The 6,890-nt window shown below is 62.5% G+C and carries 9 protein-coding genes; 4 read left to right on the forward strand and 5 right to left on the reverse strand.

Annotated elements, in window-relative coordinates; genetic code table 11:
• Positions 1–202: 202 nt before the first annotated feature.
• Both WCE35_RS03445 and WCE35_RS03450 read right to left on the reverse strand, forming a co-directional pair.
• The gene (locus WCE35_RS03445) at positions 203–1,111 is read right to left on the reverse strand and encodes a nucleotidyl transferase AbiEii/AbiGii toxin family protein (protein WP_424591940.1); all 909 of its coding nucleotides are present in this window, start codon (positions 1,109–1,111) and stop codon (positions 203–205) included.
• Positions 1,098–1,937 (reverse strand): type IV toxin-antitoxin system AbiEi family antitoxin domain-containing protein, encoded by an 840-nt coding sequence (locus WCE35_RS03450; RefSeq protein WP_424591941.1) that lies wholly within the window; start codon positions 1,935–1,937, stop codon positions 1,098–1,100. The genes WCE35_RS03445 and WCE35_RS03450 overlap by 14 nt, the downstream gene beginning before the upstream one ends.
• Before the next feature lie 189 nt (positions 1,938–2,126).
• On the opposite strand from WCE35_RS03450, the gene WCE35_RS03455 reads away from it, so the two are divergent.
• The 4 genes from WCE35_RS03455 to WCE35_RS03470 all read left to right on the forward strand — a co-directional run bounded on the left by WCE35_RS03455 (position 2,127) and on the right by WCE35_RS03470 (position 4,755).
• Entirely contained in the window at positions 2,127–2,567 is a 441-nt protein-coding gene (locus tag WCE35_RS03455; RefSeq protein ID WP_424591942.1) for a hypothetical protein, read from the forward strand.
• The gene (locus WCE35_RS03460; RefSeq protein WP_424591943.1) at positions 2,555–3,439 is read left to right on the forward strand and encodes an amidohydrolase family protein; all 885 of its coding nucleotides are present in this window, start codon (positions 2,555–2,557) and stop codon (positions 3,437–3,439) included. The genes WCE35_RS03455 and WCE35_RS03460 overlap by 13 nt, the downstream gene beginning before the upstream one ends.
• A 98-nt stretch (positions 3,440–3,537) precedes the next feature.
• Positions 3,538–4,284 carry a haloacid dehalogenase type II gene (locus WCE35_RS03465; protein WP_424591944.1) on the forward strand — a complete coding sequence of 249 codons (747 nt, stop codon included), beginning with the start codon at positions 3,538–3,540 and terminating at the stop codon, positions 4,282–4,284.
• Positions 4,285–4,287: 3 nt separating this feature from the next.
• Positions 4,288–4,755, forward strand: coding sequence for a YbaK/EbsC family protein (locus tag WCE35_RS03470; protein WP_424591945.1), 468 nt, complete (start codon positions 4,288–4,290; stop codon positions 4,753–4,755).
• 8 nt (positions 4,756–4,763) lie between these two features.
• Here WCE35_RS03470 and WCE35_RS03475 read toward each other — a convergent pair whose 3' ends face one another.
• From WCE35_RS03475 to WCE35_RS03485, 3 genes are all read right to left on the reverse strand, one after another.
• Positions 4,764–5,072, reverse strand: coding sequence for a hypothetical protein (locus WCE35_RS03475; RefSeq protein WP_424591946.1), 309 nt, complete (start codon positions 5,070–5,072; stop codon positions 4,764–4,766).
• A gap of 117 nt (positions 5,073–5,189) precedes the next feature.
• Entirely contained in the window at positions 5,190–6,179 is a 990-nt protein-coding gene (locus WCE35_RS03480; RefSeq protein ID WP_424591947.1) for a tripartite tricarboxylate transporter substrate binding protein, read from the reverse strand.
• Between the two features lie 82 nt (positions 6,180–6,261).
• Positions 6,262–6,890, reverse strand: a 629-nt coding sequence (locus WCE35_RS03485) for a substrate binding domain-containing protein (RefSeq protein WP_424591948.1), incomplete at its 5' end; no start/stop codon positions are given.

Here is a 6,890-nt window from a genome sequence, read left to right on the forward strand (position 1 = left end):
CGCTTCCGGCGCGGTTCTCGCCCAACTAAAATATCGAAAACAACCCCATGCAAAGTAGCAGGCGGTGGCTGGCATGGATGCCTTGAGCGATCTGGGGTTTTCGCCCGGTTGAGAACCTGCGAGCGGAACGTGCAGATCGGCTATGTCCATAATCAACGCAGCCTTCTTAGGCGGCCCTCTTGCCGCTTGATTCTCGGATGGACTAACCGGAGAGCACCTTCTCAAGAGCGACGACAAGGTCGGCGCGCTGTTCCTTATTGAGCTTGTTGAGATTGTCCTGGCGCCACTTTATGGCGGGCAAATCCGCAGCTCCGGGAAGGCCGATAAACTTCCAATCCGGCTCGCCGCGCTCGAAGGACAAGAGAAACTTCTTATGATCGTCCGGCATATTGCCGACGATGTCCGAGATCAGGATCTCCCGCTCTTCGAGCAGTTCGTCGAGGGTCACGGTTTCGTCGGTCATGCCGACGAAGCCGCGCTTATAATCCAAAGTCATGTCCTTGCGATGCGCAGTCAAGAGCTCATGCACGGGTCGATTGTGACTTTCCAGATAGACGATGAAGGCACTGCGCAAGGCATCATCGATGCCTTCGTTTTCATAAAGATCACGGGTATCGAAAAAGTCCCGCGGGTGTTGGCGGTCAAGCGCAGCGACGATCTTCCCCGCATAGAGGTCGGCGAAAGACAGAATCGGAATCTCGGCGAAGCCAAACTCTTGTTCTACTTTTTCGGTCACGCTTTTTGTCTCGGCTTCATAAATGGTCCCTCGCAACACTGGCGTGACGTCGATCTTTGTCGTTGCGCCATCGGCCCGGACCAGGAGATGCGTGCGGGAGCCCTGCTGCCCTTCCGCTACGGTTGATTTAGCGATCTTTGCCTTTACTCGCGTTGCTATGCGTCCCATCGCAGCGTCGATAGCCGCGAGCGATTCTGGATAGGGCCGCACCGGAAGATAAGTAAGATCGATATCGACGGACAAACGCGGTATGTCGCGGATAAAGAGATTGATGGCCGTGCCGCCCTTGAGCGCGAAGCACGTCTCTTCGGCGACAATCGGGATAACGCGGATGAGGAGAGCCACCTGCTTGCGGTAGCTTTCACTGAACGGCATCGAGGTCTCCGGGAACGGTGATCTGATAGGTCTTGTCGAGTTTGCCGCCTCTCACAAGCATGCGCTTGCCTTCTCCAAGGTCAATGGCCTTGCGGTCAAGCCGCTTCAGCCAGGCATGCGCGTGCCGGTCGGCAAAATAAAAGAACAACCGCTTTACCTTGACGCTGCGACATTCGGCGAGAAGCTTCTGCAAGCGACGCGGGCTGAGATTGGAAAGGCCCTGCATCAGCATATCGGCCTGATGGAAGCTCTCGCGCTTCGGCAGTTCGTCGAGCAGTTCGAGGATCGCGCGCTCCGGCGTCGAGAGAGCCAGGGGCCAGTCCCATTCACCCCAGCCTTGAACGACCCAATCTTTGTTTCGGCTCTGATCGTCTTGACCTCCGTCTTTGCGTTCAAGGTGAGTGAGGCCCCTGAGCGGCAGGCTGTGACTGAAAAGCTTGCGGTCGTTGTGATGGAGAAAGCGCACGCCGAGACCGAGCTTGTCGAGCCAGCGCGGCGGCGCTTTCGGACCGTAAAGATGAACCTCGCTGACGCTCTGTACGAGGTAATGCGCAAAGCCTTGTGCTTCGAGTGCCGTGCGGCCGCCGACGAGCACCGGGTACTGAAGCATTGCCTGAAGCGAGACGACGACCTGTTGCCAGCAACGTGGTCCGCGCGGCCGGCAGTAGACACCGCGCGTCGGCTGTTTGAGCCAACCCGCGCTTACATAATGACTGAGGAGCTGCCGCGAATAACCTCGCGCGTTAAACCAAGCGGCATCCACCAGAAGGCCCTCGGGGAGCTCCCGTCCAAGCCGGTTTAACAGTCCGCCGTTCGATCTAGCCATATTTGACAATATAACATATTTTCAAACCAAATTCCAGTTTGAAGAATCTGATATAAGACAAGTGCTAATAGGCAATTTTAACGGTATGCAAACCAATGGCCGGGCGGGTCACCGCTGTTCCAATCCGGAGTGCCTGCGTCCGACTTCAGGTCCGGCCGTGGCGGAAGACAAGTCGGCTATCCAAGCTCGTTGGATCGCCTGTTGTCGGCGCTTGCGAAGAGCCCGCATGAAAGCGCCCTCGATGTCCTTCAGGCGCTCGCACGCCGCGGTCCGCGATTACTGGCTCGGCATGATTGGGCACAGGCGGTCATCAAGGTCGGCACGGAGAAATCCGGCCAGACCCTTCTGACGCTGGTCTGCGAGGGCGAGCTGGGCAACGCGGGTGGCGCTGATTCCTTTCACCTGTCGAGACAGCTCGCGCACCTCGGCGAGGAATTGCCAGCGCTCAGGGAAGAGATGCTGCAACGCTATCAGCGCATGAACAGGGGGCACGCGAAATCAATCCTCGAATCCGCGCTCATCGAGCTCGCCAACCCGTGCCCCCGGCTTGCGAAATTTGTTATATGGTATAATCAATTTGTCAGGCCGCACCATCAAGCCGCCGCGGGGGAAACGCGATGCCCAAACTGAAGCTGCCCAACATCGAAGACGTCGTGGCGATCGACATCCACACCCATGCGGAAGAGCCCTGCGGCATGCATGGCGACGACGGCTATGACGATTTCCAGGCGCAGATGGCGGACTATTTCAAGTCGCCGCACAAGCATCCGCCGACCGTGCCGGAAACCGCGGCCTATTACCGCGCCAGGAACATCGCGGCCGTCATCTTCCCGGTCGACGCCGAGCGCGAGACCGGGTTTCGCCGCTACAGCAATGACGAGATGCTGGAAGTCGCATCCCAGCACCTCGACGTGCTGATCCCCTTCGTCAGCATCGATCCGCACAAGGGCAAGCTCGGCGTTCGCGAGGCGCGCCGGCTGATCGAGCAATACGGCGTCCGGGGCTTCAAGTTCCATCCGACCATGCAGGGCTTCTACGCCAACGACCGCATGGCCTATCCGCTCTACGAGGCGATCAACGACGGCGGCGCGATCGCGCTGTTTCACACCGGCCAGACCGGCGTCGGAAGCGGCATGCCGGGCGGCATGGGAATGCGGCTGAAATATTCCAATCCGATCTACATGGACGATGTGGCGGCGGATTTTCCGGACCTCAGGATCATCCTCGCCCACCCGTCGTTTCCCTGGCAGGAAGAGGCGCTGTCGGTCGCAACCCACAAGCCGAACGTCTATATCGACCTCTCCGGCTGGTCGCCGAAATATTTCCCGCCGATCCTCGTGCGCTACATCAACTCCATCCTGCAGGACAAGATGCTGTTCGGCTCGGACTGGCCGGTGATCACCCCGGACCGCTGGCTGGCGGACTTTGCAAAACTCGACATCCGCGACGAAATCAGGCCAAAGGTAATGAAGGCCAACGCGCGGCGGTTGCTCGGGATTTGACCCACCATCGGCGTCGCCGGCGCCGTCCTGTTGTAGATATCGCACGAACCGCCGAGGCATCTGCTGCCCCGGTTGGCGTCATAACCGGGGACTCCCCGATGACCATCAAGGCCGTGGTGTTCGATGCCTATGGCACGCTCTACGACATCCAGTCGGTCGCCGCCGTCACCGAACAGGCGTTTCCCGGCTACGGCGAGATCATCACCCAGATCTGGCGCATCAAGCAGCTCGAATATACCTGGCTGCGCTCGCTGATGCGGCGCTATGAGGATTTCTCGGTCGTGACGCGCGACTCGCTCGCCTACACGCTGCGCTGCCTCGGACTGAGATACGATGATGGAGCGTTCGAGCGCCTCATCGACAAATATCAGCATCTCGATCTCTACCCCGATGCGATGGTATCGCTCGCGGCGATGAAGGACCGCAAGCTCGCCATTCTCTCCAACGGCAGCCCGGACATGCTGGGCGCGCTGGTCCGCAACAGCGGCCTCGAGCGCGTGCTCGACGCCACCATCAGTGTCGATGCCAGGAAAATCTTCAAGCCCGCGCCGGACGCCTACGCGTTGATTGAATCCACCCTCGGTGTCCGGCCGCCGGACGTGCTGTTCATCTCCTCAAATCCCTGGGATGCCTGCGGCGCCAAGGCGTTCGGACTAAACGTCGCCTGGATCGAGCGGGTGACGCCGCAAGCGATGGCGCAGGCCTGCGTCGACAGCGACCTGGTGCCGCCGCTCACCATGTTCAAGGCGATTCGCACCCAGATGGACGAACTCGGGCTCGAACCCGATTATCGTATCCACGCGCTGTCCGAACTGCCTCCGCTGGTTGCCGCCCAAAGGTCCTGAAGCATGAGCATTGAGTCGGTCCGCGCCTTCTTCGCCGCGAAGGCGCCTGATATCGCCGTGATCGAATCGACGGTGAGTTCGGCGACGGTGGCGCTCGCGGCGCAAGCCTACGGCGTCGAACCGGCGCGGATCGCGAAAACGCTGAGCCTGCGGATCGGCGAGCGGGTGGTGCTGATCGTCGCCAGCGGCACCTCGCGGATGGACAACAGGAAGGTCAAGGCGCAGTTCGGCGGCAAGCCAAAGATGCTCGGCGTTGACGAAGTCGCCGAGATCACCGGGCACGAGGTCGGCGGCGTCTGTCCGTTCGGACTGAAGACACCACTGCCGGTTTACTGCGACGTATCGCTGCAGGCGTTCGACATCGTCGTGCCGGCGGCCGGCTCGACCCACAGCGCGGTGCGGATCACGCCTTCGCGAATGGCGGAACTGGTATCGGCGGAATGGATCGATGTCTGCGAGGGCCGGTCCTGAAAGGCGGCTTACTGGTCATCGTCGTAGGGCTTCGGCCGCACCGCGCGGCCACGTGGTGGCGCCGGCTGCTGTGCGCTGACACTTGATTCGAACACCGCGCGGCACGGCCCGCTGAGCTGTTCGGTGTTCTGCCGCAGGCACGCCACGATCCGGTTGACGTCGGGGATCTGCGCGCCGCAGAGCCGGAACACATCGGGTGTGCAGGCGATCTGCTGATCCGTCGTCCCGCGGTACTCTTCCGCGGCCGCGGGATTTTGAACGGCGATGGTACCGCCAATCGACAGCACAAGCCTCAGCACGATCCATTGCAGGTGCATGCGGGGGGTCCCTTCTCGTTTTTCGCGGCGTCCGCGCGGCTGACCGGATTCCCAACCTGCGAAACGAATGAGGCCCGCGGAGGTTCTCGCCGGACAACAAAATGTGAGGCCGGTTCCCTACTCCACCTTGCCGATCTTCTTCACGGCCGCGATCAGGCGCGCGCTGTCCTCGGCGACGAATCTGGAAAATTCCGGCGCGTCCATGTAGGCGACCGGACTGCCCGCGGTCTCGAAGGTCTTGATCACCTCCGGCGCCTTCACCGCCTGCGCCATCGCTTCGCGCAGCCGCGTCAGGATCGGCGCCGGCAGCGCGCTTTGCGCAAACAGCCCGGCCCAGATGTAGAACTCGACATCCCGGTAGCCGAGCTCCCGAAACGTCGGCAGATCCGGAAAACTCGCAATCCGCTCCGCGCCCCAGTTCGCCAGCACGCGCATCTTGCCGTCATCGACCTGCGCCTTCAGCGTGCCCGGCGCCGACGCCAGCGCCTGCACGGTGCCGCCGAGCAGCGCGGTCAACGCGGGACCGGCGCCGCGGAACGGCACGTGCAAGAGCTTGATGCCGGCAGAGGCCGCGAACATCTCCATCGCAACATGCAGCGTCCCATAGGGACCCGACGAGCCATAGGGGATCTGGCCGGGACGCTTTTTGGCGTCGTCGACGAAATCCTGCAGCGTCTTCCACGGCGCCGAGGCTGGCACCGCGAGCAGGGTGGGATCGGCGAGCACGCGCGCGACGGGAGCGAATTGCGAAACTTCATAGGCGACGGGCCGGTCGAACAACCGGTCGGCTTCGGGCAGCACCGCCAGCGACGACAGCGTCATCAACAAGGTGTAGCCGTCCGGCTCGGCGCGCGCGGCCGCCGCATTGCCGATCGAGCCTCCGGCGCCGCCGGCGCGGTTGTCGACGATCACGGGCCGGCCGAGAATTCGCTCCAGCGCCAGCGCCACCGGGCGCGCGGCGAGATCGGCCTGGCCGCCGGCCGGAAACGGCACGATCATGCTGATGTTGCGCGCGGGATAGGGAGTTTGCGCGAAGGCTGCATTCGACAGCGCGGTCTGGACCAGCGGCAGCGCCGCGGCGGCTTTCAAGAGTTCGCGGCGATTCATCGGACGTTTTCTCCCCGCAAGGTTTTTTTCCGGTTTGCCGGAGCAGCCTAACCGAAACGACCCGGCTGCCGATAGCGGCGGATCACTTTCCTCGCCTACCCCTGGCAAAGCTCCTGGCGAGAAATTCCGCCAGCATCTCGACGCGGGCGGGGCGCGGGCCGCCGGGCGGGGTTACCAGGTGCACCGCCCCTTCCGGCTGCTTCCAGCCCTTCAGGATCACTTCGACCTCGCCTGAGGCAATCGCCTCGCCGGCGATGAAGTCCGGCAGATCGGCGATACCGAGCCCCGCGACCACCGCCGGCAGCAGCGCCTCGCCATTGTTGACGCGCAACTGGCCGGCCGGCCGCACGCTCGCCTGCTCTCCGGCGGAATTGCGGTAGTGCCAGACCCCGGGCGTCGACATATAGGCGTAATCAAAGCACTTGTGCCCTGCGAGATGCATCGGATGCGTCGGCCTGCCGTGGCGCTTCAGATAGGATGGCGCCGCCACCGTATGGCGCGGCATCGCGCACAGCCGCCGCGCGATCAGGGAAGAGTCCGGCAGCCGCGCGATCCGCAAGCCCGCGTCAAAGCCATCGCCGATCAGGTCCACCGTGGCGTCGCTCAGATGAAGATCGATCGACACGTCCGGATATTGCGCGAGGAATTCCGGCAGCAGCGGCGCCACCGCCCTCACCCCGAACGTCATGGGAACCGCGAGCCGCACCAGCC

Origin of the sequence: Bradyrhizobium sp., assembly GCF_049691595.1 — a bacterium.
Taxonomy (GTDB): Bacteria; Pseudomonadota; Alphaproteobacteria; order Rhizobiales; family Xanthobacteraceae; genus Bradyrhizobium.

Coding starts and splice junctions, on each gene's coding strand:
- WCE35_RS03445 (WP_424591940.1), bottom strand. CDS start 1,111: ATGCCGTTCAGTGAAAGCTACCGCAAGCAGGTGGCTCTCCTCATCCGC.
- WCE35_RS03450 (WP_424591941.1), bottom strand. CDS start 1,937: ATGGCTAGATCGAACGGCGGACTGTTAAACCGGCTTGGACGGGAGCTC.
- WCE35_RS03460 (WP_424591943.1), top strand. CDS start 2,555: ATGCCCAAACTGAAGCTGCCCAACATCGAAGACGTCGTGGCGATCGAC.
- WCE35_RS03465 (WP_424591944.1), top strand. CDS start 3,538: ATGACCATCAAGGCCGTGGTGTTCGATGCCTATGGCACGCTCTACGAC.
- WCE35_RS03470 (WP_424591945.1), top strand. CDS start 4,288: ATGAGCATTGAGTCGGTCCGCGCCTTCTTCGCCGCGAAGGCGCCTGAT.
- WCE35_RS03475 (WP_424591946.1), bottom strand. CDS start 5,072: ATGCACCTGCAATGGATCGTGCTGAGGCTTGTGCTGTCGATTGGCGGT.
- WCE35_RS03480 (WP_424591947.1), bottom strand. CDS start 6,179: ATGAATCGCCGCGAACTCTTGAAAGCCGCCGCGGCGCTGCCGCTGGTC.